The following is a 24,841-nucleotide window of genomic DNA, read 5'->3' as shown; positions in this document are numbered from 1 at the left end:
GGCCGTCTCACCCAACCGGCCCTAGGACCGGGTCGTCACCGGCCGGTCCCAGCCCTGCGGCAGCTCTGTGGGGGCGGTCCAGGACGGGTCCGGGCGGAAGTCGACCCAGGTGCCGTCGAAGGGGAACTCCCCCGCCTCGATCTTCTTGATCACCCGGCGGCCCTCGGCCCACACCGCCGCCTCGTCGGGCACCCAGTAGAGGTCCGGGCGGGCCAGTCGTTCGGCGAACTCGTCCTCGTCCTTCCAGAACCAGGTGCCGTCGGCTCGCGCCACGATGTCCAGGTCCTGGTCGGTCACGTCGATCCCGGCGGCCTCGCCGTCGTCCCAGCGGACCGCGGTCTCCTCCAAGTTGACGTAGTACTCGGTGAACGAGCCCTCGTCATCCCGGAAGAACCACACCGAGTGGTTCTCGCCCGGCGGGAAGAACCGCAGCACCCCGGGGCCGTTCCACGCAGCGGCCCGGGGCTGTTTCGCAGCGGCCATCCAGTCGGCGAACGGGAAGTCCCGCGGGCCACGGCCGTCCAGCGTCCGCTCCACCGCGATCGCCGCGCCGCGGGCCACCCAGATGAGCAGCCCACGGTCATCGTCCGAGATCACCCGGCCGGGATGCACGAAGGCGATCCGGCCGTGGTGGGTGTCGCGGTGCAGGATCAGCCGACCCGGTTCGAACCTCACGATCAGTACGAACGACCCACGTACGCGATCAGGTCCGGCTCCTCGTCCGACTCCGGCATCGAACCGTCCGGGCGGGTGAGGCAACGGACCGTGATGGCCTTGCCGTTCGCCTCCTTCTCACCGGCCTCGCCGACCGCCGACCACGGCACCCGGGCCCAGCCGGTCTGCGCCGCCTCGATCGCCTCGCCGAGCGTCTTCACGTCGACGGTGCGCTCCTCACGGAACGCGAGCGCGTCGTCGTAGAGCCGCTGCTGGTCGGCCTTGAGTGCGGCCACCACCGCGTTCGTCACCTCGGCCAGGGCGATCGGCGACTTGGAACCGTCGATCCGGCGGGCCACCACGGCGTTGCCGTTGGCCAGGTCACGCGGGCCGACCTCGACCCGGATCGGGATGCCCTGCAGCTCGGCGTCGACGGCACGCCGCCCGAACGGGATGTCGGCACGATCGTCGAGCTTCACCCGTACGCCAGCGGCTTTGAGATCGTCGCGCAGCTGGGTCGCGGCCTCGGTGACGCCCTCGCCGGCCTTGACCACCATGATCTGCACCTGGATCGGCGCCAGGCGCGGCGGCAGCCGCAGGCCGTTGTCGTCGCCGTGCACCATGATCAGACCGCCGACCATCCGGGTCGACGTGCCCCACGAGGTGGTCCAGGCGTGCTCGACGGTGCGCTCCGCCGACGAGTAGCTGATGTCGAAGGCCTTCGCGAAGTTCTGGCCCAGCTCGTGCGAGGTGCCCATCTGCAGGGCCTTGCCGTCGCCCATCATGGCCTCGACGGTCATCGTGTTGGTGGCACCGGCGAACCGCTCGCCCCGGGTCTTGCGGCCGGGCACGACCGGGATCGCCAGCAGGTCGGTCATGAACGACTCGTAGACGTTCTTGTGCACGTCACGCGCGTGCTCCCGGGCGTCGGCCTCGGTGGCGTGCGCGGTGTGGCCCTCCTGCCAGAGGAACTCGGTGGTCCGCAGGAAGGTCCGCGGGCGCAGCTCCCAGCGGACCACGTTGGCCCACTGGTTCAGCAGCAGAGGGAGATCCCGGTACGAGTCGACCCACTTGGCCATGAACTCGCCGATCACGGTCTCGCTGGTGGGACGCACCACCAGCGGTTCGGCGAGCTGCTTGCCACCGGCGTGGGTGACGACGGCCAGCTCCGGCGAGAAGCCCTCGACGTGCTCGGCCTCCCGGCGCAGGTAGCTCTCCGGGATGAACATCGGGAAGTAGGCGTTCTGCACGCCCAGTTCCTTGATGCGCAGGTCCATGTCGGCCTGCATACGCTCCCAGATGGCCCAGCCGACCGGCCGGATCACCATCGTGCCGCGCACCGGGCCGTTGTCGGCGAGTTGCGCCTTGGCGATGAGGTCCTGGTACCAGCGGGGGAAATCCTCCGCACGGGGAGTGAGCACGCGAGCCATGAGAAGGCATCGTAGTCGCGTCCCTTCTGCAACCGGCCGGGTGGGCATCCCGTGTCCCTCAACGGAGAAGGACGGGGTGACGGATGGACTTCGATGGCTTCTACCGGGACACGTCCCGGCGGCTGCTGCGGTACGCCTACGGGCTCACCGGAGACGCGGCCGAGGCGCAGGACCTGGTGCAGGAGACGTACGCCCGGGCGTGGCAGCGCTGGCGGCGGCTGGCCGGGTACGACGACCCGGAGGCGTGGCTGCGCCTGGTGGTGAACCGGCTGTCCGCGGACCGCTGGCGCCGCCTCGGTGTCCGCCGGGCCCGGGCCGCCGCCGAACCACCGGCACCCGCGGTGGATCCGCCGTCGGAGGACGTGGTCCTGCTGGTCCGGGCCATGCGGGAGCTGCCCGACAAGCATCGGCGGGCGCTCGCTCTGCACTACCTGCTGGACCGGTCGATCGCGGAGATCGCCGAGGAGACCGGCGGCTCGCAGAACACCGTCAAGTCCTGGCTGTCCCGGGGCCGGGCCGCGCTCGCGGCCGCCCTGGCCTCCGAAGAGCGTGATGAGAACGCGGAAGGAGCCCACCGTGTCCGCTGACCTGGATGACCTGTTCACCGCGCTGGGGCGGCAGGCCGATGCGATTCCGCTGGCCGGCGCCGAGCCCGCCCGGGAACGCGGCCGGCGGCGCCGCACCCGCAACCGGGTGGTGCTGGCCGCCGCCGCGGTGCTGCTGATCCTCACCGGCGCCGGGCTGGTGGTGAACCGGGACCGGCACGCCGAACCGATCCTGCCGGCCACCACCCCGGCCCGGATCCGGGGTCTCGCACCGGCCGGCGAGCCGTTCCGGATCACCGACGGCCGGACCTGGAGCGGGGCGCGGATCTCTGGAAACCGGGTGATCGGCTTCTCCGGCGACGCCGAGGGACGGCAAGTGACGGCCGCTCGGGACGTCACCACCGGAAAGACCCTCTGGACCCTCAGCGACCTCGCCGGACCGGACCGGGGCTGGTACCGCGGGATGGCGGCCACCGAGGACTCGGTGATCCTCCTGCTCGAACTGGACGGATCGACAGTGGACGAACCGCAGGACCGGATCCTGGAGTTCCACGATCCGCAGACCGGCGCGCGGCGCTGGGAACTACCGCACACCACCGACGACCGGCTGGTGCTGCACGAGAAGGTGCTGGCCCGGCTGATCGGCGTGACCGGCACGATCGAGGGGTACGACCTGATCACCGGAGAGCGGCTGTGGTCGGAACCGGGGTCGGGCGACCCCCCTCGGATGATCACCGGGATGCGGGCCGCCGGGGATCCCGACGAGGCCGGTGGGCTCTTCGACCCGTCGAGCGAGAAGGTCTACCCGGTCACCGACGACCGGCTGATCCTGGCGTCGGCCGGGGGCCGGATCGAGACCCGGAACATCCACACCGGGAAGATCCTGGCAGTGAACCGGGGACGGCCGGGGATCGAAGACCTCTCGGCGTACGAGGGACGGGCCTACGTGACGGAGCCGAACGGCGTGGGATCACCCGCGGGCACCCTCTACCGCCCACCGCCTCCGTGGTCGGTGACCAGGAGTTTCGGCTGTGGAACCGACCGGCTCTGCGTCTTCGAGCAGAACGGCGCCTCGGCTCGCCTCACCCTCCTCGCCGAGCCGGACGGGACAGTGCTCCGGACCACCGCGGCGGTGCCGCTGATCGGATTCAACGCGACCCGGCTCGGCCACGTCTTCACCAGCGGCGGCGGCGACAAGGGCACCGCGCTCTACGACGAGAACGGCGAGGTCCGTTACTCCGACAACGGCATCGGCGGCTTCGTCGACGACGGCAACGTGCTCACCCTGACCCGGGACGCCGGGGACGGCCGGTTCACCGCCCGCGGCGTCTCCAACATCGACTTCCAGAAGGTGACGCTGGGCACCGTGCCGGAGATCTCCGGCCGCTGCGACTGGAACGCCGAACTGCTCACCTGCCCGGCCGGGAAACAGCTGTGGATCTGGCGGTTCACGCGATGACGTTCCCCTTCAGCACGATGCGGCTCGGCGCGCGGACCACCCGGAGGTCCGCGCGCGGGTCCGTCTCGTAGACCACCAGGTCGGCCAGGCCGCCCTCGACCAGGCCCGGGAAACCCAGCCACTCCCGGGCCTTCCAGGACGCGGCGGCGAGCACGTCCACCGCCGGGATCCCGGCCTCGTGCAGGTAGAGCATCTCCTCAGCGGCCAGGCCGTGCCGGATGCCGCCGCCCGCGTCGGTGCCCACGTAGATCGGCACCCCCGCCTCGTGGGCGGCCAGCACCACCGACGGGAACCGGTCCCGCAGGGCGATCATGTGGTCCGCGTAGCCGTCGAACTTGCCACGCGCACTGTCCGCGATCTTCCCGAACGTCCGAATGTTGATCATCGTGGGGACCAGGGCGATCCTCTTCCGCGCCATCTCGTCGACCAGATCCAGCGTCAGACCGGTGCCGTGTTCCACCGAGTCGACCCCGGCCCGCACCATGACCTCCACCCCCTCTTCGGAGAAGGTGTGCACCGCCGCCCTGGCCCCGGCGGCGTGCGCGGCCTCGACCGCGGCGGTCATCGTCGCGGCGTCCCAGCTCGGCGCCAGATCGCCGACGCCCCGGTCGATCCAGTCGCCGACCAGCTTCACCCAGCCGGTACCCGCTTTCGCCTGCGCGGTCACCGCGGCGGCGACCTCGGCACCGGCCACTTCCACGCCGATGTCACGCAGATAGCGCCGCGGTGCGGCCACATGCCGGCCGGCGCGGGCCAGGCGGGGCACTCCCGGTTCGTCGTCCAACTCCGGGTACGGGAATGGCGACCCGGCGTCCCGGATCGCCAGCACACCCGCGTCCCGGTCGATCACGGCCAGTTCACGGGCCTGATCGACACTCTCGATCGGTTTCGCCCCGAACGCGATCCCGAGGTGACAGTGCGCGTCGACCAGCCCCGGCAGCACGAACCCGCCGTCACTGATCGTCTCGGCACCGCGCACCGGCTCGAAGGTGACCCGATCCCCCACCAGCCACAGGTCCCGGACCTCGCCGTCCGGCAGAACCGTCCCACGCACATGAAACGCCATGCATCAGTCCTACCGGATGTCCGGTTGCCGATCACGCACGGCCTGCTCTAGACGATCTCGCCGGTCGGTCCACGCCGCCAGGTCGAGCGTGATCTTCCAGGGCTCCTCGATCGTCAACGGCTCGTCGGTGTGCACGGTCTGCCGATACTGCCCGTCCGGGCCGAGCACGAACCCGGTCAGGCTCACCCGCTCAGCGAGCGGGTCGATCACCCAATACCGGGAGATCCGACTGGCCGCGTAGACCCTCCGCTTGTCCTTCCGGTCGACCGACTTGGAGGACGGCGAGATGATCTCGAAGGCGAAGAGCACGTCGGACGCGAGCACGGGGCTGACGCCGGCACCTTCCTCGAAGATGGCCACCACATCGGGCCGCCGCTCGTTATGAAAATCGATCATCACCGACTGATCGGTGCCGATGATGACGTCCGGTGGTTGGTTGACCTCACAAACGGCCGCTACACGCTGACCGATCCAATTGTGCAGGGGCAGCGCAGAGGGGGACAAGGCGAGCCTTCCGTCGATCAACTCATAGTGGATCTCCGCGGGAAGGTGAGCCACGTCGTCGACGGTCAGGTCTCGGCGCTTCAGCAGTTCGGGCAGCTCAGGGGCGGCAAACGTCAATGCAGCGGTCATCGCGTCCTCCTCGAAGGGATCGCTGTTCATCTAATTTGCCCCCTGCCTAGTAAGTGCAAGTCAGGTAGTCTCGTATCACCTGGACGTGTGCCGAGAATCAAGCTTACTGAACACCACGGCCATTCAGGACCACCTGTCGAACTCGCGGACCGCGGGCCAGCGCATCGCCATCGCGGGCAGGTCGATCGTCACCGGGTAAGGGACCTCGGTGGTGAAGACGTCCCGGGTGCTCGACTCGACGACGTAACCCTCTTCGTCCGGGGTCCCGAAGACGGTCAGGGCCAGTTCGTGCCAGCCCATCGGCTCGATCACCCAGTAACGGGGGACGCCGAGGGCCCCGAGCAGGCGGATCCGGGTGTGCAGGTCGATGAAGGTCCACTGCGGCTGCACCACGTCGGCCACCAGGACAGGGCCGGCGGCGCCCAGCACCGCGACCGTCGGCGGGGCGGGCAGGAGCGGCGCCCGCGGGATCACGCGTAACGCCGGTGGACAGTCGATCTTGAGGGCGCCCATCACCGCGGCGCCGGCCAGCCCGGCGAGTGGGGCGCGGTCCTGCAGGTCGACCACGCCGTCGATCAACGCGTAGCGGAATTTCTCCGGAAGGATGGCCATGTCGTCGACGGTCCACCGGCCCTGAGCGGGCAATTCGAAAGTCATGGAGCAATAGTCGCGGGCCTACTGCCCCATGACGTCACACCTGCGGGTGACTTCGATCAGCGCTCGTCGTCCTTCGGCTTGCTCAGCTTGTTGAAGTCGATCTTCGGCAGCTTGAAACCGGGCGGCAGACCGGCACCACCGGCCAGCGCGCTCGGGTCCAGACCCGGCGGAAGCTGCGGCATGCCACCACCGGGGAAACCGGCCGGCAGGCCACCGGGACGGCCGCCGACACGGGGACGGTTGCCGCCCTTGGTGCCCTTGCGCTTGTTCTTCTGGCTCTTGGTCGCGCTGCGGCGAGCCCCGGGCAGGCCCATCATGCCGGTCATCTGCTTCATCATCTTCTGCGCTTCGGTGAAGCGGTTGAGCAGCTGATTGACGTCCATGACCGTGACGCCGGAGCCGTTGGCGATGCGCAGCCGGCGGGAACCGTTGATGACCTTCGGGTTGGTGCGCTCGCCCGGCGTCATCGACCGGATGATCGCGGTGACCCGGTCGAAGTGGCTGTCGTCGAGCTCGTCGAGCTGGCCCTTGAGCTGGCCCATGCCGGGCATCATGCCGATGATGTTGGCGATCGGGCCCATCCGGCGGACCGCGATCAGCTGGTCCAGGAAGTCCTCCAGCGTGAACTGCTCGCCACCGAGCAGCTTGCTGGCCATCTTCTCCTTCTGGTCCTCGTCGAAGGCCTGCTCGGCCTGCTCGATGAGGGTCAGGAGGTCGCCCATGTCCAGGATCCGGCCGGCCATCCGGTCGGGGTGGAAGACGTCGAAGTCCTCCAGTTTCTCACCGGTGGACGCGAAGAGGATCGGCTGACCGGTGACGTGCCGGACGGAGAGCGCGGCGCCACCACGGGCGTCACCGTCGAGTTTGGAGAGGACCACACCGGTGATGCCGACGCCGTCACGGAAGGCCTCGGCGGTGCGCACCGCGTCCTGACCGACCATGGCGTCGATGACGAAGATGACCTCGTCCGGGTCGACCGCGTCGCGGATGTCGGCGGCCTGCCGCATCATCTCGGTGTCGATGCCGAGACGGCCGGCGGTGTCGACGATGACGACGTCTTTCGCCGTCCGCTTGGCGTGCTCGATCGAGTCGCGAGCCACCTGCACCGGGTCGCCGACGCCGTTGCCGGGCTCCGGCGCGTAGACGTCCACACCGGCCCGCTGGGCCAGCACCTGGAGCTGGTTGACCGCGTTGGGACGCTGCAGGTCACAGGCGACCAGCAGCGGCTGGTGGCCCTGGCCTTTCAGCCAGCGGGAGAGCTTGCCGGCCAGCGTCGTCTTACCGGAACCCTGGAGGCCGGCCAGCATGATGACGGTGGGCGGCTGTTTGGCGAACTGGAGCCGCCGCCCCTCGCCACCGAGGATCTGGATCAGTTCCTCGTTGACGATCTTGATGATCTGCTGGGCCGGGTTCAGGGCCTGGGAGACCTCGGCGCCACGGGCACGTTCTTTCAGGCTGGCGATGAACGCCTTGACCACCGGAAGCGCGACGTCGGCCTCGAGCAGCGCGAGACGGATCTCGCGTGCGGTGGCGTCGATGTCGGCATCAGTGAGCTTGCCCTTGCCGCGGAGTTTGCCGAAGATCCCGGACAGGCGGTCACTCAAAGTGTCAAACACGGTGCGACTTCCCGTTGGTCGTAAAAGTTGGCGTAGACCGCAAGCCTAGCCGCACCGCCGCCCGCTCACCGGTTCCGCATGCGGTAGGTGCGTGCCGCAGCCTCGATGCGCCGCTGAGTGCGGGTGCCGGGAGCTATGCCGCGTTTGACCCGGGAGTAGAGGAACGCCCCGCCGCCGATCACGAGCGCGCCCACGATCAAGTAGTAGATCAGCGGTCCGAGCAGGGAACTGGCCACCCAGCCCACCGCGACCACCGCCACCAGGAATGCGATTGCCTTGCCCATCGCCGGCCTCCCGCCATCGTCACGTCGCCGTCTTCCACCATGCCCGGCCCGCGCAACAACCGCATCGGCCGTGTCCCCCACACGTTCCCCCTAGGGGGAACAACCGGTCATATATACCGCAACTTCTCTTTACGCAGCACGTTGAATATTTGGCGGATATGCGGCGAAAGGACTACGGCGTGGCCCTGCGACAGGTCCTGCGACTGACCCCCTGGTCAGTCCGGCGGCGGATCTTCGAGACCGTCGAGGCTCGTGTCCTGCCCCGGGTCGCCCCGGAACGGCGACTGCGGATCGCTCGCACCTTCATGCCTCTCGGCCCGATGCGGACCCGCGTCGTCGACGGCCGGATCCGGGTCCGGACCGCGGCCGGCGTGCTGACCGCCCGGATCGACCCGGCCGCCGACCCGGCCGGGATCCGCCGCCGCAACCTGGACCGGGTGGTCCGGGCACTCGACGAGGCCGGGGTCGACTGGTTCCGGGTGCCGTGCGGCAGCCCGGCCCGGACCGCCGTCGCGGTCCGCAGCTCCGACCGGGCGGACGTACTGACGCTGCTGCGCCGGCTGGCCATCGCCGACCACGGCTCGCTGCGGGTGGCCCAGCGGGGATCCCAGCGCCGTGAACCCGCGGTGATGGCGATCTGCTGGCCGGTCGCCGACCCGGGCGGCAGCCTGGTCCTCGGGCACGACCTGGCGTGCGAGGTCGAGTTCTGGCGGGAGCAGGGCGATCGGCTGGTGGCGCCGCGCCGCAATCCGGTGGCCGACTCGATCCCGGTCACCGAACCGGTCACGATCGCCACCGAGCCGGTGTTCGGGCCGTTCTGCTCACCGGACGACGTCACCGCGTACCGCACCCGCCGGATTTTCACCTCGGTGGACCCGGACCGGATCGACTTCGCGATCGACGTGGTCTACACCTGGGTGGACGGTTCCGACCCGGACTGGCAACGGCGTAAGCAGCGGGCCCTGGCCGAGAACACGTGGGTCGGCGGGGTCAGCGCACAGGCCGTCAACGACTCCCGCTACACCAGCCGCGACGAACTGCGCTACTCGCTGCGTGCCCTGCACTGTTTCGCCCCCTGGGTGCGCCGGATCTTCCTGGTCACCGACGACCAGGTGCCGGCCTGGCTGGACCGCGAGCATCCCCGGCTGACCGTGGTGTCGCACCGGGAGATCTTCGGCGACACCGGCACCCTGCCGACCTTCAACTCGCAGGCCATCGAATCGCGGCTGCACCGGATCCCCGGACTGGCCGAACACTTCCTCTATCTCAACGACGACGTGATCCTGGGCCGCCCGGTGATGCCCGGACAGTTCTTCACCCCGGGCGGGCTGACCAAGTTCTTCGCCTCGGCGGCCCGGGTGGACACCGCGCCCCGCGGTCCCGCCGACCGGCCCGCCGACTCGGCCGCCAAGAACAACCGGCGGCTGATCCAGGAGACCTTCGGCCGGATGCTGACCCGCAAGATGATGCACACCCCGCATCCGTCGCGGCGCAGCGTCATCGCCGAGATCGAACAACGGTTCACCGAGCAGGTGACGGCCACCGCCGGGCACCAGTTCCGGCACCCGGACGACATCTCGCTGCTGTCGTCGCTGCAGCAGTACTACGCGTACCTGACCGGGAAAGCCGCCCCCGGCAAGATCCGCTACCTCTACACCGACCTGGCCCAGCCGGTCACGCCGCTGCAACTGGCCCGGCTGCTGCGCGGCCGCAACATGGACGCGTTCTGCCTCAACGACGTGGACGCGCACAGCGCCGCGGTCGCCGACCAGGAGGCGCTGGTCGCCGAGTTCCTGCCGGCCTACCTGCCGTTCACCTCCCCGTTCGAACTGCACCACCGGAGTCTGCGGACGGTCGCGGCGCCCCGGCAGCCGGTCGGGTCACCCGACATCCCCATGAAGTTGCCTGATATTTCCTGATAAGGGAGACCTCCATGAGCTACGACGTAGTCATCCTGGGACTCGGATACGTCGGGCTGCCCCTGGCGCAGCAGGCCATCCGGGCCGGCCTGACGGTCCTCGGCTTCGACATCGACGAGACCGTGGTCCGGGCGCTCGGTGCCGGCCGCTCCCACGTCGACGACCTGACCGACGCGGACGTGGCCGTGATGCTGTCCGGAGGTTTCACCGCCACCAGCGACGAGACCCTGATCGGGCAGGCTCGGACCGCGGTGATCTGCGTGCCGACGCCACTGTCCGAAGGCGACGGCCCAGACCTGCGGGCGGTGCTCGGCGCCACCGCGGCGATCGGCCGGAACCTGCGCTCCGGAATGCTTGTGGTACTGGAGTCGACGACCTATCCCGGCACCACCGACGAGGAGGTCCGGCCGCTACTGGAGAAACTGTCCGGGCTGACCGCGGGCATCGACTTCCACCTGGCGTTCTCCCCGGAACGGATCGACCCGGGCAACGCGGTGTACGGCGCGCACAACACCCCGAAGGTGGTCGGCGGCTACACCCCGGCGTGCACCGAGACCGCCGCGGCGTTCTACGGCCGGTTCGTCGAGACGGTGGTGCGGACCCGGTCGACCCGGGAGGCGGAGACCGCGAAACTGCTGGAGAACACGTATCGGCACGTCAACATCGCCCTGGTCAACGAGATGGCCCGGTTCTGCCACGAACTCGGCATCGACCTGTGGGACGTGATCCACGCGGCGTCCACCAAACCGTTCGGTTTCCAGGCGTTCTATCCCGGCCCCGGCGTCGGCGGACACTGCATCCCGATCGACCCGAATTACCTCTCGCACAACGTCCGCACCAAACTCGGCTACCCGTTCCGCTTCGTGGAGCTGGCCCAGGAGATCAACACCACTATGCCGGCCTACGTGGCCCGGCGCGCGCAGAACCTCCTGAACACCGACGGCCAGGCGGTCCGCGGCGCGAACATCCTGCTCCTGGGCATCACCTACAAGGCCGACATCGCCGACCAGCGCGAGTCCCCCGCCGCACCGTTGGCCCGCCAGCTGGCCGCCTTGGGCGCGACCGTCGCCTACCACGACCCGCACGTGACGACTTGGGAACTCGACGGCGTACCGGTCTCCCGCACCGACGACCTGGAGGGCGCCGCCGCCTCCGCCGACCTGGTCATCCTGGTACAGAACCACCGCGGCTACGACCCGGACCACCTGGCCCGCATCGCAAAACGCTTCTTCGACACCCGCGGCGTCACGACGGTCCGCGAAGCCCACCGCCTCTAAACCAAAGATCAACACCGTTGTTCGGTACGGGTCCGCAAAGCCCCGTGCCCAGCGCCGGCCGGCGCCGGCGTCCCCTCACGACCGTCCCCCGGCGCCGGCTCATGCATGCCCCGCACCGCCAACCCACCCCAGCGCCTCAACCGGCCGAGCTGCGGCCGGCTGGTGGCGTAGTGGGCCAGGGCCAGGCCGCGCTCGATGAGCCAGCCGTGGGTCCGCGGGGTCAGGCCGATGTCGGCGCTGTACTTGCACGGGTCGCGGTGCAGCCAGGGCGGGTTGACGTGGATGTCGCTCGCACAGCCGGATCGCGGACTCGCGCAGCACGGCGGTGGGCCGTCGGCGCGGGTCGTGGCGGTAGGCGAAGACGACAACCTGTCGCTCAACACTGATCAGCGCGGGCGCGGCAGCGGATAGTCGGGGAGGGTGAGCCCGGCCGACGCCGAGGTCGGCAGCGCGCGGTCCGCGAGGCCGTTCAGCGCGCGGCTCGCGGCGAGGCGGTGGGCTCCCTGCAGCACTGCCAGGCCCCAGCGGGACTTCGGCAGGGCCGCCGCGGGCACGCCCGGCGGCACCCGCTGCGTCTTGTCGATGTGCGGCCGCAACCGCTGCTCGTAGGCGCGGAACGCGCGGGCCGGGTCGAACGCGCCGCCGCGGTCCCGCTCGACGGCGAGCTCGCCCGCCAGCACATACGCCCCGAGTAGCGCCAGCGAGGTGCCCATCCCGGTCGGGGCGCCCCACGCGGTGTCGCCGACGATCGCGACGCGGCCCTCGGACCAGCGGGGCGTGCGCACCTGCTCGACCCGCTCGAAGTAGAACTCCTCCGGCCGCGCGGCGAAGCCGTCCAGGATACGCCCGGTCTCCCAGCCCACCCCGGCGAAGCGCGTGCGCAGCACCGCGATCTGGGCCTCGACGTCGAGCCGGTGCAGCCCCAGCGGCGGCGCCAGGAACGCCAGCGCCGCCCGCATCGTCCCGAGGTTGTCCGGCCGGAGCGAGGCGACGCGGCTGCCGGTGGCGGTCAGCCAGCGCCACCACCGGTCATCGGTGTCGTCCCGGTCGATCGTGCCGTACGCAACGTACTGACCGAGGTCTCGATAGCCGGCCCGCGACGTGAAGGCCAGATCGCGGGTCCGGGACCGGCGGCCCTCGGCGATCACCAGCAGGTCGTAGTGCTCCCGGCGGTCGGCCGCGCTGACCACGTCGACCCCGTGCTCGTCCTGGTCCACCTGGACCAGGTGGTCGCCGTAGCGGTGCTCGGCCTCATCGGCCGTGGCGCGCAGCAGAAGGCGGGAGAGCTGCCCGCGCAGGATCTCCAGCTCCGCGGTAGGCCCGTCCCGGCCCGGCCGCCCCGGTACCGAGGCGTAGACGGTGCCGTCCGGGCGCAGGAACCGGGTACCCAGCTCTCCGGTACTCGCACCGGCCACCGAGTCGCGCAGCCCCATGCGCCGCAGGGCCTCATGGCCGGCGCCACGGATGTCGACGTTCTGCCCGGCACCGCGGGCCTGCGCGGCACGCTCCAGCAGAGTCACGGAGAAGCCCGCCCGCCACAGCCCGAGCGCTACCGCGGGCCCGGCGATGCTGCCGCCGGTGATCAACACCTTCATGTTTTACCTTTTCTATAAAGCTACTTTCATTTGAAGCTACTACACGAAAGAGTAAAGTGCGCACATGGCCGACTCGCTCTTCAAGCCCGGTCCACGGGCCAGGGTGCTGCTCCTGCTGCGCTCCTACACCGACGCCCACGTCGAGCTGACCCGGCACCTGGCACGGGAACTGGGGGTGCAACCCAACGACGCGGTAGCGATCGCAGAGATCCTGTGGGCCGAGAGCACGGAGAGCCCACTCTCCCCCGCCCGCCTGGCCGACCGCATCGGCTTCACCTCCGGCGCCACGGCGAACCTGCTGAATCGACTGGAGACCGCCGGTCTCGTCGCCCGCAGCCGGGAGGACTCGGACCGGCGGGTGATCCGGCTGCGCCTCACACCGCAGGCCCGCACACGGACCGAGGAGTTCTTCGTCCCGACCGGCGAGCGCGTCGACCGGGTGCTGAACGGCTATGACGACGACACCCTGGGCCAGATGGAACAGCTGCTCACCGACGTGGTCGAGGCGACGGCGGCGCGAAACGCGGGACTGCGGGCGGGACCAGGCACTCAGGCTGCTGGGACGCTTCCGGCCCTCGGGCGCCCAGGGTGCTGAGCGATCGACCCGGCCGTCCGGCTGGCCGGCGACCTCACCAACCAGTCCGCCCGCGCCCTGACCAGCGATGCCAGCACCGCCTAGTGCGCTGACCATGGACTTTGGACGGGTTGGCGAGATGCCGGGTCGTATGCCGGGTTCGGCGCTCGAACAGGTTCATCCTGGATCTACGGGGTGAGTCGAGGTGCGTGATGTCTGTACCTGTCAGAGTCCGTCGCCTGAGCCCGGACGAGGGTCAATACCTGCTGAGGCTGGTCCGGCGAGGCCGTCAGGAATCCATCCGGGTCCGCCGTGGGCTGATGATCCTCGCGTCATCGTCCGGGACGCCGGTCCCGGCGATCGCCCGCCTCGTCGCCGCCGACCCCGACACCGTCCGCGACGTGATCCACGCGTTCAACGATCGAGGACTCGCCGCGCTGGACCCGCACTGGGCCGGCGGGGCACCCCGGCGCATCAGTGACGACGACGTCGCGTTCATCGTGACCACGGCCAAGACGCGCCCCAAGAAACTCGGCCTGCCGTTCACCCGGTTCAGCATCCGGAAACTGACCGGCTACGTGCGAGGTGACTACGGGCGCCGCGACCCGAAACGGGTACCAGCCCGGCAGGTGGTCATCGGCCGGGAACGGCTACGGCAGATCCTCGCCGACCACGACATCACCTTCCAACGGACCCGGACCTGGAAGGAATCCACCGACCCGGACTACGAGACCAAACTGGACCGCATCGAACAGGTCACCACCGAGTTCCTGCCACGGTGTTTCGCGTTCGACCAGTTCGGGCCCTTGTCGATCCGCCACTGCCACGGCACCTGCTGGGCCGCCCGCAACCATCCCGACCGGCTGCGGGCCACCTACAAACGCACCCACGGCATCCGCTACTTCCACGGCTGCTACGACCTGGCCAACGACAAACTGCGGGGCGTGATCCGCCGCCGCAAAAGGCGGTGATCACACCCTCGCCGCGCTCAAGACGATCCGCGCGGCACGCCCGGACGGGGCACCGATCTACGTCATCCTGGACAACCTGTCCGCGAACAAAACCCCCACCATCCGCAGATGGGCGACCAGACACAAGGTCGAACTGTGCCTCACCCCGACCAGCACCTCGTGGGCCGACCCGATCGAAGCCCAGTTCGGGCCACTACGCATGTTCACCATGGCCAACTCCGACTACCCCAACCACGTCGTGCTCGCCCGCGACATGCACGCCTACCTACGCTGGCGCAACGCCAACGCCCGGCACCCCGACGTCATCCTCGCCCAACGAAAAGAACGCGCCCGCGTCCGCAGCGAGAAAGGACTCCGGTGGGGCGGCAGACCCGCGCTCGTCGCGTGATCAAGCGGTCCGGCGGTCACACGATCAACCGAGGACGAGTTCGTGCTCGACGGACGACTCGTCGCCCGGGAACGGGATGGAACGGCCGCTGCGAGTGAAGCCGATCTTTCGGTAGAAGGCCTCGGCCCGCTGATTGTCCTGGTGCACGTAGAGGCGGACTCGGGAGACCTTGGGCTCGTCAAGCTCGTGGGCGAAGGCGATCGCCGCATCGAACAAGGCACGGGCCAGGCCAGTGCCGCGCTGCTCGCGGCGGACGAACACACCGACCAAGTGGGCCTGGTCGACGTCGGTCGGCCGGCCCAAGACATCCCCGCGTCCAGCCCGCTCGATCAAGACCGTCACCGATCCGTCCCAACGGCCATCCATCCGCTCGGCGATGAACTGCTGGGCGATCATTTCGCCGCGGGCGCCGGCCGCGCGCTCCTGCCAGAACTCGTCCAGCTGGGCGGCGGCGTTGTCATACGTGTCCAGGAAGGCGATTTCCGCGACCGGATCCCGCAGTGCCTCCAGACGCAGCTCCTTGACCTGCTGCCAGTCCTCCGCAGTTACGGCTCTTACCACGTGGTTCATGCGCCGATCTTCGGCGTCGCGCGGAGAGCTGGGCAAGCGGATTTCCGGCACTCAGACCCCGGCATGTTGCCCGATCTCACCAGCTCGACCTGGACGGGCAGGACACGATGAAGACACCTATGTTGATGACCGGCAGGACGGCCACCCAATCGACCAGGCGAACCTATGTGGTCACCGCACTAGGCCGCCGGCACCGTCGTCTGACAACAACCTGTCGGTTCCGGCGGCAGGTGCCGCTCGCGGCGGAAGGCGCGGCTGAACGCGTACACCGAGGTGTATCCGACCTTCTCCGCGACGGCTTCGAGCGTCGCGTCGGTGTCGCGCAGGTGTTTGGCCGCGAGTGTCATGCGCCATCGCGTGAGGTAGGCGCCCGGGGTCTCGCCGGTAGCCGCAAGGAACCGCCGATTCAGGGTGCTGGCGGACACGGCTGCCTCGCGGGCCAGAGAAGCGGTGGTCCAGTCGCGGGCCGGGTCCTCGTGGATGCGGGTGACCGCCTGGTACAGCAGGGGATCGCGCAGGACTCCCCACCAGGAGATGTCGGGGCTGGTGCCGGAGTCGAGCCAAGCGCGCAGGACCTGGATGAGCAGGATGTCGACGAGGCGGTCCAGCAGGACCGCGGTCGCGGCGCGGGGCCGGGCCAGCTCGCGGCCCAGCAGCCGGACCGTGTCGGCGAGGTCCGGGTCGGCGGCGCTGGCGCGGATGTGGATGACGTCCGGCAGCAGGGCCAACACCGGGATCGACGCCACCGAAAGGGACGCCGGGCCTTGCGTGGTAGGTGCGGGAGGTCTGGATTCGCGGGCGGTGTAGGCGTATCGAATGCGGGTTTTCAGGCGAAGGTCCACCTGGAGTTGATCGCGTAGTTCAAGCCGGGGATCAGCAGGATCGCGACTATCTGGACCACGGCGAACGGGGCGCCCAGCAGCTCGGCCCCGGCCCATAGGACCACCGTGTTCAGTGTGAACGCTGCCGCTGTCACCGTCAGGAAGCGGGGGGCGGTCACCGTGTGGCCGGTTTCGGAGTGGAAGACCCACGTGCGCTGGAGCAGATAGGAGACCGCGATGCTGGCTACGAAACCGGTGGTTGAGGCGGGTACCGGCGGGAACCCGAGAATCGTCGCGGCGGTCAACCCCAGGGTGAAATGTGTCAATGCGCTCAGGGCCCCGCTGACGCCGTAGCGGGCCAGGCGGGGCAATTGGTCAACGTTCGGCACGTTGTTCGACCACCCAGCGGTCCGGGACGGTGACGCCGGCTCGTTCCTGGATCAGGTAGCGGGGGCGGCCGCGGACCTCCTCGTGGATGCGGGCCAGGTATTCGCCGATCACGCCCAGGCCGATCAGGACGAACGTGCCGGTCACCAGCAGTAGCAGGATGACCGTGGTGAAGCCGGCCACCGAGCCGCCGCCGATCCAGCGGACCAGTGTCTGCACTCCCAGGAACAGGGAGAACACGGCGAATCCGAGGCCGGCCAGGGTCACCATGTGCAGGGGTGCGGAGGTGAACGAGGTCAGCCCGTTGACGGCCAGCCGGGCCAGGCCGCGCGCGGTCCAGCGGGACGGTCCGCCCTCGCGGTGGTCGATCTCCACCTCGACCGTGGCGCGGGTGAATCCGATCCAGCTGCTGGTGCCGCGGAAGAACGACGAGTGTTCGGGCATGCGGCGCAACGCGTCCACGGCGGGGCGGGCCAGTAGCCGGAAGTCGGTCGCGTCGACCAGGTCCACCCGGGTCAGTCTGGTGAACGTGCGGTTGAACAGTCGTGCGGAGAGCCGGTTGCCGAGGGACTGGCCGGCCCGGTTGCGTTTGACCGCCTCGACCACCTGGGCGCCCTCCTGCCAGCGGCGCACCATCGGCGGGATGGCGGACGGCGGATGCTGCAGATCCGAGTCGATCACCACTACGGCGTCGCCGTTGGCGTGTTCGAGGCCGGCCAGCAGGGCGGCCTCCTTGCCGAAGTTGCGGGACAGCCGCAGGCCGCGGACCCGCGGGTCGATCAGTGCCTGCTGGGTGATCCGGGACCAGGAGTCGTCGGCCGAGCCGTCGTCGACGAGGACCAGCTCGAAGTCGATCTTGGCTTCGCCGAGCACTTCGGACAGCCGGGCCACGAACCGGTCCACGCCGGGCCCCTCGTTGTAGATCGGTGCCACCACGGAGATCATCCGGCGCTCCGATCGCAGAAGGGCACCTCGGCCAGGGTCCGGGACGCCACGTCCAGTGAGTCGGCGTAGCGGTGCTGCAGGAACGGTTTACCGGTGTTGGCGCGTAGTGCCTCGTCGAGCAGCGCGCACCGGCGGGCGTTTCCGGCACGGCCGCGTTCGAACGAGCCCATCGCCGCCGCGATCCGGTTGTCCAGCTGGGCGGCCCGGACCGTGCCCGCGGTGTCGGCGAAGGCCCGGTTCGCGGTGGCCGAGACCGTGCCGCAGAGCACCGCGGCGGCCAGTACCCCGAGCAGTGCGTGCCGGCCCGCCATCAGCAGCAGCGCGACGGCCAGCAGCATCCCGCCGGGTACCGTGAGCGCCGAATCGCGCCAGCCCTGTTCCCACAGTTCCCGGCCGCTCATCGCGGTGCGCACAGCGACGCTCAAGGCGGCCAGCAGAGCGCCGGCCGCGGCGATCACGACGGCGAGGGCGGCGAGGCCGGTCAGGTCCCGGTTCGCCGGACGCGGGGCGCTTCTCAGAGCCTTGCCGGTACGAACGGCGAGCACCGTCAGCAGCACCAGCACGATCACCGGCACCAGCCCCCACAGCCAGGTCCCGCTCGTTGAGGCGGTGGCCGCCCGCCACTGCAGCGGCGGCAGCCAGGCGGTCATCCGGACCGGCAGCAGCAGGATCGTCCGGCCGTCCACGATCAGGTCGGAACCCTGGTAGCAGCCGCCGCCGGCGCAGATACCACTGATCAGCCAGCGAACCGTGGCGAAGACCGGCAGGAAGCCGATCCAGAGCAAGGCGGCGAACCGGAGACCGGCTGAGCCGAGCAGTTCCCGTGAGGTCCGGCCGAGGACGAAACGGCCGCGCAGCAGCACCGCCGCGGTGGTGATCGGGACGGCGAAGTAGGCCGGTTCGTTGAAGACCGCCAGCGCCGCCCCGGCGGTCACCGCGAGCACCCCGTGCCACCAGCGGAACCGGTCGAGGCGGCAGGCGATCGCGGCGACACCGAGGACCAGAGCGGCGGTGCCGAAGTAGAGTCCGCCGAAGAGGATGGTGGTGCTGTCCTGGCCGGCGGCCACAAAACCGGCGCCGACCGCGTACGGCAGCAGCAGCGCCACCGTGGACGGGGTGGAGCCGAGCAGCCGGCCCCGGTTGAGCAGGCTCTCGGCGAGCAGGACCGTGGCGAAGGTGAGCGCGACCGCGGCGAGGATCGAGACGGCCCGCAGCATGACCGAGGCGGGCAGGCCGAGCTGTTGCATGCCGGTGAAGGCGAGCAGGTCGAGGCTCTTCTCCAGCATCCGGCCGAGTGGGCGGAAGTTGCCCAGGTGCAGGTAGGCGTCGCCGCTGGCGATGGTGTGCGAGACGATGGCGGCCGGGTCGTCGCGGAACATGCCGCCGTGCCAGTAGACGTTGAACCGGTGGTCCCGGGTGGGTGCGACGGCCAGCAGCGGGGTCAGCACGATGAGCGGGACGAGGACGCACCGGCGGGCGACGTGACCCCACAGTCGCGGAGTTTCGGACTCCGTTTCCACCACCAAGTCCGGAAATATCGCTGTTTGGGCCGTCATGACTGCTGCAACGACTCCCGTACCGGCGGGGTTGTGTCCAGCATCTGCGGCAGTGTCGGCGGTTTCTCCGGGTCGACGAAGCTCACCCGGGTCGCGCCGTGTTCGGTGTAGAGCCGGGACAACCGCTCGGACAGCACCACGTCCCACGGATGATCGGGGCGATGCCGTTCCCAGGTCTGCCGGTCCGGCAGGTACTCCAGGATCAGCCCGGCCTTGCGCAGCAGCGAGAACTCCGGATTGTCGGTCAGCACCACGGCCCGGTGGTCCGGCACCACCAGCACCAGGCGGCGGACCGTCTGGACGAACTCCCGCAACGTCGGCAGATCCAGCCCGATCGCCACGTAGAGGCGGGCCGGCAGCGGGCGTTTCACGGTCGCCCTTCGCGGCGGCACCGCCCGGCGGGCCCGGCGCATCAGCCACATCGGATCCCGGGCCAGCGTCACCAGGCCACGCCCCAGCCGGTACGAGCCACTGCCCCGCAGCCGCCGGGCTGTCGCCCGCTCCTCGTCGCGTTCCCCGGTCAGCCCGTCACAGCGGGCCCGCCAGGCGTCCCGCTCCTGTTCGATGGTGCGCAGCCGGACCACCAGCGACTGCATGTCGTCCTCGTCGGGCATCAGCTTCCCGCCTTCTCCAGAGTGAGATCGGCCAGCCAGTCCGCGGCGTCCCCGGCCCCGTTGCGGCGGGCCACCTCCGCGCAGCGGCGGCTCAGGGCGTCCCGGACGTCCTGTCGTACCGCCCGGGACAGCACCCGGTCCAGGTCCTCGCCGTCCGGGTCCTCGACGATCAGCGCCGCACCGGCGGCCGCCGCGAACCGGGCCCGGCAGACCTGATCGTCCAGGGCCGTCTCCCGGTTAGGCACGAAGACGGCCGGGATCCCGAAAGCGATCAGCTCGTGGAACGAGTTGTAACCCGCCGCGCTCACCACCAGGTCGAAACCGCGCAGGTAGCGGCTGATCGGGTAGACCCGGACCAGGTGCGTGCCGGCCGGTTGCGCCATCGGCTCGGTGGCGATCGCCGACTCGGCCAGCACCACCTGGAACCCGGCGGTCCGCAGGTGCCGGGCGATCCGGGCGATCGGCGAGGCGATGTCGTTGATGTTCCCGGCGCCGAGCTGCAGCAGGGCCGCCGGACGGCCGGGAGCCAGCTCCAGGGCGGCCCGGGCCTGTTCCGGCTCCACCAGATCGGCCGGGTCCAGATAGGTGATCGGGCCGACCAGGCGCACCCCGTCCCGATCGGCGACGGTCGCGCCCTCGTCGGCCGGCTCGGCGAACTCCCCCGGCTCCAGGACGTGATCGAAAGCGGACCGGCGCTCGATCCACTCGGCTCCGGTGTCTCGCCGCCACATCGGCCGGCGCACCCACACCCAGGTCACGTCCGGGCGTGCCCTGGTGGCCGCCACGATGCCGTCGTGCGGGACGCTGTCCACCGCCACCACCACCGGCCGGTGCAGGTCGATCAGGTGCTCCAGACGGCTGCGCAGCAGTTCCGACCAGGACTGCCGGGGCAGGCCCAGGACGCTGCGGGACGGGATGTACTCGGTGAGGAAACCCTCCCGGTGGGCGACCATCGCGCCGTGCGACTGGGTGGCCACCACCACCGGGGTGTCCCCGGGCAGCCGCCGGCCGATCGCCATCAACCGGGACAGGTGACCGAGGCCGACGCCGTTGTCACTGACCAGCAGCACCGGGCGGGGCGGCGTGGGCGGCGGTGCGGACAGAGCCGGCGGTCGCGGGGCACCCGGGCGGATCCCGCGGTCGGCGAGCCGGGCCAGGTGGGACGGGTAGCCGTATCGCGACTCGATGAACTCCCGCCCGTGCAGGACGATCTGCCGGTACCGCTCGCGATCCGCCCACAGCTCACGGACCAGCGGGAGCACACCCTCCGGGGTGGTGTAGAGCGCGGCGTCGCCGAAGAGCGGCCGGAAGTGCTCGCCGACGATCACCGGTACTCCGGCGGCCAGCGCTTCCATGATCGTCCGGCCGAACGCCTCGATCAGGTCCGGGTCGTGGAAATAGACGAAGAAGTCGAGGCCGTGCAGGAACTCGACCGGTTCGACCGTGCCGAACTCGAGGATCTCCCAGTTCGCCGGCTGCCGGCCGAGACGTTCCACGGCCAGGTCCCCGCCACCGAGGACACGCACCCGCACGTCCGGCGAGTCCGGGTAGGCCCGCAGCAGCTCCTGCTTGGTCCGCGGCCACTTCACCGGGTCCGGCCGCCCGTGCCGCCCGATCACCGGGACGTCGCTCGTCCGGGACGCGGGCGCCCGCCACCACTCGGCACCGTCGATGATCTCGTGCCAGTCGACCGCGGTGAGCCTCGCCTCCGGATCCGCGCGCAACACCTCGGCCCGCACCTGCGGACTGATCGGCGCCCACTCGATCCCGGCGCCGAACAGGTCCTCGACCCGTTCCCGTACCTCGGCGAACGCGTAGTAGCGGGCCGGATCCCCGGCATCGCCCGGTGCCTGGTTCAGCACCAGCACGGCACGACCGAACCGGACCCGCGGCGGTACGGCCGGGTCCTCGGTGAAGATCCGCGGCTGACGGACCACCAGCAACCGGGCGGTCACCTCCTCGCCCTCGGGCGCCAGAGTCGCCGAACCGTCCCGGATCAGCTCGGTGATCAGCGGATGGAACGCGCGTTTCGCCTTCAGATGCGGTGACCTCACGTGCACGAGCACGGTCGTGAGGCCGGCCCGGGCCTGCGCGCGGACCTCCGCGGCGATGCTGGCGGAGGTGCCACCCGGATAGCGGAAGTCCGAGAGGATCGCCACGTCGTGCACGGTCGCGGTCATGGTCACTCAACGAACCGCGAACCCCCCGCGTCACGCACCCCACCCCCGGCGCGTTGATCCGGACGACAGTTGAGGGGGTTCCTTGCGCAGGCAGCACAGCACACCGGACGCGTACGGCACGGAGCTGCTGGAACGTCACTGGCGGAACCTGACCGCCGTGGCGCCCAGCGGCCCGGCCACCGCGGCCCTGCACACCCGCTCGGCGTCCACCCGGGCGCTGCTGGCCTGGGCGGCGGCCCGCCGGCCGGCCGACGAGCTGGTCGCCGCCGCCCGCGAGGGCCGCCTGTTCCCGGACTCCGACCCGTGGGCGCTCGGTGAACTCGCCCGGGTGATCTGCCTCCAGGATCTGCACCCCGGCGACCGGGCCGAGGGCCTGGTCCTGTTCGACTCGCTGTTGCGCACCTTCGGCCCGGCCGGGGTCGCCCCCGAACATCAGGGGCTGCACACGCAGATCGCGTTCGCCGCCGGTGACCTGGTCCGGGCCGCCCGGCTGATCGCCGACTACCCGGACGTGCCAGCCCCGATCCGGACTGCGCTCGGTGTCGACCTGGCCACTCAGGAGGACTGGGTGGACCGGTTCAGTGCCCTGCTCCCGGAACCCGGGCTCCGTTTCGATGCCGAGGCGGCCACCGGCTTCGACCGGATCGGCTCCCGGCCGGTGACCCGGCACGGTTCGGCGCACCGGATCAGCACGATCGTCACCACATACCGGCCCGGACCGGAACTGATCACCGCAGTCCGCTCCCTGGTCGCGCAGAGCTGGACCAACCACGAGATCCTGGTCGTCGACGACGGTTCCGGCACCGGGTACGAGACGGTGCTGGCCCAGGCCGCCGACCTCGACCCGCGAGTGCGGATCATCCGCATCCCGGCGAACAGCGGCACCTACCGGGCCCGCAACGCCGGGCTCGACATCGCCAGCGGTGAGTTCGTCACCTTCCAGGACTCCGACGACTGGTCCCACCCGCTGCGCCTGCAACGGCAGGTCGCCCCGCTGATCGACGACCCGGCCCTGATCGCGACCACGTCGGCGGCCATCCGGGTCACCGAGGACCTGGTGATCACCCGGCCCGGCTTCACCGAGTTCCGGTCGTACAACCTCTCGTCCCTGATGATCCGCCGGGAGACCGCCCTCGACCGGCTCGGCTATCTGGATCCGGTCCGCAAGGGCGCCGACGCCGAGTACGTGGAACGGGCCCGAGCCGTCTTCGGCCGCCCCGCCGTGCGGCACCTCGGCGGGGACCCGCTCGCCCTGATCCGGCTCAGCGCCGGTTCACTGTCCGGCGCCGAGATCGGGCCCGGCTGGATGAGCCCGGCCCGGCACGCGTACCTGTCCGCCTTCCAGGCCTGGCACCGGCGGATCGCCGACGGCCTCGAACCGGCCGTGCGCCCGCGCCTGCCCCGGATGCGGGCCTTCGCCGCACCCCGTGGCCTGGCCGGGGACGCCGGACTGCGCCGCTCCAGCTACGACGTGATCCTCGCCGGTGACTGGCACTCCCACGGCGACACCGCCTGGCCGGTCGCCGAACGGGTCCTCGCCCTGGTCGAACCCGGCCGCACCGTCGCCGTCCTGCACCTGGACACCCTGGGCGGCGTCGCCGGTAAGCCACCGGGGCTGGACCCCGCGCTCCAACAGATGATCAACACCGGGATCGTCGACCAGGTGGTCCTCGCCGACGACGTGCACGCCCGGCTGGTCCTGGTCCACGACCCGGCCGTCCTCGGGTTCGCCCCCGGCACCCCGTCCGCCGTCCGGGCCGCCAAAGTGGTGATCGAAGCCGATCCGGCGTGGCTCCCGGCCGCCGCCCACTGCGCCGCCGAGGCCCGCCGCCTCTTCAGCGTCGAACCACACTGGGCGCCCACCGATCCGGCCGGCCGGGCAACCCTGTCCGCTGTGCTGACCAGGGTCACCACCGTTGACGTCCCCGGCACCGTCAACCTGCGCCGCTGGCGCCTGCACCGTTCCGGCCCCCGCGCCGACCGGCCCGTGATCGGCCGCGTCCACACCGGCGACCCGGCCGACTGGCAGCGCCTCACCGAGACACTGGGCGGCACCGGCGTGGACGTCCGCGTCCTGGCCCGCACCCCGCCCGCCCGGCCCGCACCGGACGGCTGGCTCGTCTACCGCCCGTCCGACGTCGACACCCGGGGCTTCCTGCACCAGCTCGACTTCTACCTGTACCTGCCGTCCGACGACCCGGCGACCGCCACCTGCCCGGAGATCCTGACCGCGATGGCGGCCGGCTGCATCCCGGTCCTCCCGCACGGCCACGCCCCGGTCTTCGGCGCCGCCGCCCTCTACGCCGACCCGGCCGACGTCGCCGCCACCGTGGAGAGCCTGCACCGCGGCGCGGCGGTCCTGCTGACCCAGTCCGAGCGGGGCCTGCGTTTCCTGGAGGACCACCATCAGCACCGGCACTACGCCGACGCGGTGGCCGCCCTCCTGAAACCCACCCCCACCTCCAGCGACGAGGTGATCACCGGCGAGATCATGCTGGCCCTCCCCTCCGGCGAGATCGTCACGCTGACCTAGTCCTCCGGGTCGCGGCAACCGAAGGGTGACGGGAAGACAACCGGTGGGCATTCGAGTCGGCGGCGGGACGGCCGAAAGGTAAGGGGAGCCCGGTTCGTCGCTGTGCCCCCGCACCGCGACGCGAGCCCCCGCCATCACCCCTCTGGCGGGGGCTCGCACCCTAAACC

General features: G+C 70.5%; 22 protein-coding genes and 1 pseudogene. 7 read left to right on the top strand and 16 right to left on the bottom strand.

Annotated features, from left to right (window positions below; genetic code table 11):
• Window positions 1-21: 21 nt before the first annotated feature.
• Window positions 22-675 carry a DUF402 domain-containing protein gene (locus BLU81_RS39785; RefSeq protein ID WP_092553529.1) on the bottom strand — a complete coding sequence of 218 codons (654 nt, stop codon included), beginning with the start codon at window positions 673-675 and terminating at the stop codon, window positions 22-24.
• A gap of 2 nt (window positions 676-677) precedes the next feature.
• Window positions 678-2,084 carry a proline--tRNA ligase gene (gene proS / locus BLU81_RS39780; RefSeq protein ID WP_092553526.1) on the bottom strand — a complete coding sequence of 469 codons (1,407 nt, stop codon included), beginning with the start codon at window positions 2,082-2,084 and terminating at the stop codon, window positions 678-680.
• Between the two features lie 83 nt (window positions 2,085-2,167).
• On the opposite strand from proS, the gene BLU81_RS39775 reads away from it, so the two are divergent.
• Complete coding sequence (locus BLU81_RS39775) at window positions 2,168-2,671, top strand: SigE family RNA polymerase sigma factor (RefSeq protein ID WP_092553523.1); 504 nt, start codon at window positions 2,168-2,170, stop codon at window positions 2,669-2,671.
• Window positions 2,661-4,088, top strand: a complete 1,428-nt coding sequence (locus tag BLU81_RS39770; protein ID WP_092553521.1) for a hypothetical protein — start codon at window positions 2,661-2,663, stop codon at window positions 4,086-4,088. Before BLU81_RS39775 ends, BLU81_RS39770 begins: the two co-directional genes overlap by 11 nt.
• On the opposite strand, the gene BLU81_RS39765 is transcribed toward BLU81_RS39770, so the two are convergent.
• From BLU81_RS39765 to BLU81_RS39745, 5 genes are all read right to left on the bottom strand, one after another.
• Complete coding sequence (locus tag BLU81_RS39765) at window positions 4,078-5,154, bottom strand: amidohydrolase family protein (protein WP_092553518.1); 1,077 nt, start codon at window positions 5,152-5,154, stop codon at window positions 4,078-4,080. The two genes, BLU81_RS39770 and BLU81_RS39765, sit on opposite strands and share 11 nt — an antisense overlap.
• A 9-nt stretch (window positions 5,155-5,163) precedes the next feature.
• Window positions 5,164-5,817 (bottom strand): Uma2 family endonuclease, encoded by a 654-nt coding sequence (locus tag BLU81_RS39760; protein WP_231953732.1) that lies wholly within the window; start codon window positions 5,815-5,817, stop codon window positions 5,164-5,166.
• Window positions 5,818-5,910: 93 nt separating this feature from the next.
• Window positions 5,911-6,444, bottom strand: coding sequence for a PDDEXK family nuclease (locus BLU81_RS39755; protein ID WP_157751986.1), 534 nt, complete (start codon window positions 6,442-6,444; stop codon window positions 5,911-5,913).
• A gap of 56 nt (window positions 6,445-6,500) precedes the next feature.
• Window positions 6,501-8,060, bottom strand: a complete 1,560-nt coding sequence (gene ffh / locus BLU81_RS39750) for a signal recognition particle protein (RefSeq protein WP_092553512.1) — start codon at window positions 8,058-8,060, stop codon at window positions 6,501-6,503.
• A 65-nt stretch (window positions 8,061-8,125) separates the two neighbouring features.
• Window positions 8,126-8,344: a hypothetical protein gene (locus tag BLU81_RS39745; protein WP_092553509.1), complete on the bottom strand. Its 219-nt coding sequence runs from the start codon at window positions 8,342-8,344 to the stop codon at window positions 8,126-8,128.
• A 179-nt stretch (window positions 8,345-8,523) separates the two neighbouring features.
• Here BLU81_RS39745 and BLU81_RS39740 point away from each other — a divergent pair, with 179 nt between their 5' ends.
• Together BLU81_RS39740 and BLU81_RS39735 are read left to right on the top strand one after the other, a co-directional pair.
• The gene (locus BLU81_RS39740) at window positions 8,524-10,263 is read left to right on the top strand and encodes a stealth family protein (protein WP_231953731.1); all 1,740 of its coding nucleotides are present in this window, start codon (window positions 8,524-8,526) and stop codon (window positions 10,261-10,263) included.
• A gap of 14 nt (window positions 10,264-10,277) precedes the next feature.
• Window positions 10,278-11,540 (top strand): nucleotide sugar dehydrogenase, encoded by a 1,263-nt coding sequence (locus BLU81_RS39735; protein ID WP_092553503.1) that lies wholly within the window; start codon window positions 10,278-10,280, stop codon window positions 11,538-11,540.
• An 8-nt stretch (window positions 11,541-11,548) separates the two neighbouring features.
• On the opposite strand, the gene BLU81_RS48850 is transcribed toward BLU81_RS39735, so the two are convergent.
• A complete protein-coding gene (locus BLU81_RS48850) occupies window positions 11,549-11,908 on the bottom strand; it encodes a hypothetical protein (protein WP_157751985.1) in 360 nt (119 codons plus the stop codon).
• Window positions 11,909-11,926: 18 nt separating this feature from the next.
• Window positions 11,927-13,135: an FAD-dependent monooxygenase gene (locus tag BLU81_RS39725; RefSeq protein ID WP_092553497.1), complete on the bottom strand. Its 1,209-nt coding sequence runs from the start codon at window positions 13,133-13,135 to the stop codon at window positions 11,927-11,929.
• A 64-nt stretch (window positions 13,136-13,199) separates the two neighbouring features.
• Here BLU81_RS39725 and BLU81_RS39720 point away from each other — a divergent pair, with 64 nt between their 5' ends.
• Window positions 13,200-13,730: a MarR family winged helix-turn-helix transcriptional regulator gene (locus BLU81_RS39720; RefSeq protein ID WP_092553494.1), complete on the top strand. Its 531-nt coding sequence runs from the start codon at window positions 13,200-13,202 to the stop codon at window positions 13,728-13,730.
• A 191-nt stretch (window positions 13,731-13,921) separates the two neighbouring features.
• Window positions 13,922-15,068, top strand: a pseudogene (locus tag BLU81_RS39715) (IS630 family transposase).
• 24 nt (window positions 15,069-15,092) lie between these two features.
• On the opposite strand, the gene BLU81_RS39710 reads toward BLU81_RS39715, so the two are convergent.
• The 7 genes from BLU81_RS39710 to BLU81_RS39680 all read right to left on the bottom strand — a co-directional run bounded on the left by BLU81_RS39710 (window position 15,093) and on the right by BLU81_RS39680 (window position 22,141).
• Window positions 15,093-15,689: a GNAT family N-acetyltransferase gene (locus tag BLU81_RS39710; protein WP_231953730.1), complete on the bottom strand. Its 597-nt coding sequence runs from the start codon at window positions 15,687-15,689 to the stop codon at window positions 15,093-15,095.
• 128 nt (window positions 15,690-15,817) lie between these two features.
• A complete protein-coding gene (locus tag BLU81_RS39705) occupies window positions 15,818-16,480 on the bottom strand; it encodes a helix-turn-helix transcriptional regulator (RefSeq protein WP_092553488.1) in 663 nt (220 codons plus the stop codon).
• Window positions 16,465-16,848: a GtrA family protein gene (locus tag BLU81_RS39700; RefSeq protein WP_092553485.1), complete on the bottom strand. Its 384-nt coding sequence runs from the start codon at window positions 16,846-16,848 to the stop codon at window positions 16,465-16,467. Before BLU81_RS39700 ends, BLU81_RS39705 begins: the two co-directional genes overlap by 16 nt.
• Complete coding sequence (locus BLU81_RS39695; RefSeq protein ID WP_092553482.1) at window positions 16,835-17,791, bottom strand: glycosyltransferase family 2 protein; 957 nt, start codon at window positions 17,789-17,791, stop codon at window positions 16,835-16,837. The genes BLU81_RS39700 and BLU81_RS39695 overlap by 14 nt, the downstream gene beginning before the upstream one ends.
• Window positions 17,788-19,317: a hypothetical protein gene (locus BLU81_RS39690; protein WP_157751983.1), complete on the bottom strand. Its 1,530-nt coding sequence runs from the start codon at window positions 19,315-19,317 to the stop codon at window positions 17,788-17,790. The genes BLU81_RS39695 and BLU81_RS39690 overlap by 4 nt, the downstream gene beginning before the upstream one ends.
• Before the next feature lie 26 nt (window positions 19,318-19,343).
• Entirely contained in the window at window positions 19,344-19,961 is a 618-nt protein-coding gene (locus tag BLU81_RS39685) for a hypothetical protein (RefSeq protein ID WP_092553476.1), read from the bottom strand.
• Window positions 19,961-22,141 carry a glycosyltransferase gene (locus tag BLU81_RS39680; RefSeq protein ID WP_092558296.1) on the bottom strand — a complete coding sequence of 727 codons (2,181 nt, stop codon included), beginning with the start codon at window positions 22,139-22,141 and terminating at the stop codon, window positions 19,961-19,963. The genes BLU81_RS39685 and BLU81_RS39680 overlap by 1 nt, the downstream gene beginning before the upstream one ends.
• 82 nt (window positions 22,142-22,223) lie before the next feature.
• On the opposite strand from BLU81_RS39680, the gene BLU81_RS39675 reads away from it, so the two are divergent.
• A complete protein-coding gene (locus BLU81_RS39675) occupies window positions 22,224-24,674 on the top strand; it encodes a glycosyltransferase family A protein (protein WP_092553473.1) in 2,451 nt (816 codons plus the stop codon).
• Window positions 24,675-24,841: the final 167 nt, after the last annotated feature.

The organism is Actinoplanes derwentensis (assembly GCF_900104725.1).
Taxonomy (GTDB): domain Bacteria; phylum Actinomycetota; class Actinomycetes; order Mycobacteriales; family Micromonosporaceae; genus Actinoplanes; species Actinoplanes derwentensis.
The sequence above is the reverse complement of the archived record's forward strand: the minus strand, read 5'-3'. Positions and strand labels throughout refer to the sequence as shown.